The sequence below is a fragment of the Pedobacter jamesrossensis genome (assembly GCF_042650905.1).
GTDB lineage: Bacteria > Bacteroidota > Bacteroidia > Sphingobacteriales > Sphingobacteriaceae > Pedobacter > Pedobacter jamesrossensis.
Genome location: NZ_JBHSBY010000068.1, coordinates 1 through 2,020, shown reverse-complemented (window position 1 = coordinate 2,020; position 2,020 = coordinate 1). Strand labels below are relative to the sequence as shown.

The window sequence follows — 2,020 nt, the reverse complement described above, 5'->3', positions numbered from 1 at the left end:
TCCCGCTCCTTCCGAACCGGGTTGCAAAGGTAACAATCTTTAACACTATCGCAAAGTTTATTTTAAAATAATTTAAACCTCTTTAATATCCCTAACAACATGTAAACCTCTTTTCCCCTTCCTCCGAACCGGGTTGCAAAAGTAGAAAAAAAACTCATACACACCAAAGGTTGTAAAGAATATTATGGACGAATAACCGTAAGTGTATGATATACACTTAGAAAAAATTATAAAGAAATAATCCAACTAGGGTATTTTGCCGGATTTAATGTTTTTTTTTGCGTTTGAAAGGAAACTGGAGTTTGATTCCTTACGCCTAAAAAAGTTAATTAAACCCGACCCTAATGGAAAACCCGCAAAGCGAAGCATGAGCTGAGGATTTGAAATGAAGGGCGGGACTAACATATATAGTAGTATAAGCCCTGATTTGCTGAAAATTAATATTGCCCAGTACTTAATAAAACCAATGTACAGGCTTTGATAGGGTCGATTCCGTTATTGGGCACAAGCATAGATGAATAAAAGAGAATCACAATTAAGCATCCTTTATAAAAATAATATTCTTAATCGATTGGCAAGCTGACGAAGAACGTTGTTCCTTTTCCTACTTTACTTATTACCCAAATTTTACCACCATGAGCTTCTACGAATTGCTTGCAAATAGCCAAACCAAATCCAAATGGAGTTTCTCCTGCCGTACCTATTCTTTTTGCTTCTGTACCCATATCAAATATTTTATCCTGCAAGTCAATCGGGATTCCAATTCCATTATCCTGAACCTGAATCTCCACATTCATATCGTTTAATATTACCTTTATATTTATTTCGGAATCTACAGGACTAAATTTTATCGCGTTAGAAATAAGATTACTCATTACCCGCCATAACTTTTCAATACTGGCTTGTATAATTACCTTATCAGAAATCAAATTTAACCTTAGATTTTTTGCTGTTGCTTTATCTTCGAGTATTGAAATACAGTATTGCAGCATTTCTTCTAAATCAACAGGGTTTTTATAAATCGTTTCGCTCTGAAATTGTAGCATATCACTAACAACATTTAATGAATTCTCGCTGGCCTTTTTGATAAGCTCAAGTTTCTTTAAATCAATTGCAGAATAATTACCCTTTTTAATCATTATATCTGTAAGCGAAACAATACCGCCAATTGGGTTACGTAAATCGTGAGCAGCCATTTTTATCATTCTACTATTATCGGCCTGACTAAGCTCTAAAGAGTTAAGCGTATCCTTCATAATACTGTTTTGATTCATCATCCGTTTATTCAATTTCCTGATACGTTTTAAATTTTGGATAATCACTATGATAACGGCTAATGCAAGTATTATAGCTAACGCAGCTAAAACTAATGACGCAGTTTGGTATTTTGATTTTAAAGTTAACGCATCAACTTCTCTTTCTTTAACAACATAATCCAGATAATCGATTTCTGAGGCATTATCTAACTTTTGTTTTTCAGCATGAAAGTTTAAAAGTTGGCGACTGTAAACTGAAGCTTTTACGCTATCGTTTTTCTCGATATAAAAGTTAAATAATTTTTCTGCTAAAATTTGACCATAAATAAGATATCCATTTTTACGGGCAATACTTAAACTCTTTTGATAATACGACACCGCACGGGCAGAATCACTTTCAGCAAGTTGATTACCCATATCAATAAACATATCCATTGAAACGTAATAAAGTTTTTCTTTCAATGCCGTTGAAATGGTTTTATCCAGCAATTTTAATCCCTCATCACGCTTACCCTGTGCAATTAACTGATCGGCAACGAGCTGTTCCATAGCTAGCAATGATCTTTTATCTTTATATTTATTTGCAATTTCTTTTGCCTTATTTATATACCAGGCAATAGATTCCTGTTTAAATTTTTTGGGGTAAGCAAGTAAGTAATTAGTCGACCCTTAAAAACCACATAACTATTTGATTTACAGTTATTTAAAATTATATTTGGCATAATTTTTGCATTAAAATATGCAAGAAATGAGTATTTTCGTTT

At 33.1% G+C, this 2,020-nt stretch carries 1 protein-coding gene; it reads right to left on the bottom strand.

The window, feature by feature from the left end; translation table 11 throughout:
- Positions 1-563: 563 nt before the first annotated feature.
- Positions 564-1,805: a sensor histidine kinase gene (locus ACFOUY_RS09065; protein ID WP_378960186.1), complete on the bottom strand. Its 1,242-nt coding sequence runs from the start codon at positions 1,803-1,805 to the stop codon at positions 564-566.
- Between the last annotated feature and the right edge of the window lie 215 nt (positions 1,806-2,020).

Bases quoted from the DNA above. Each gene is read 5' to 3' on its own strand.
- ACFOUY_RS09065 (WP_378960186.1), bottom strand. From the start codon at position 1,805: ATGGAACAGCTCGTTGCCGATCAGTTAATTGCACAGGGTAAGCGTGAT.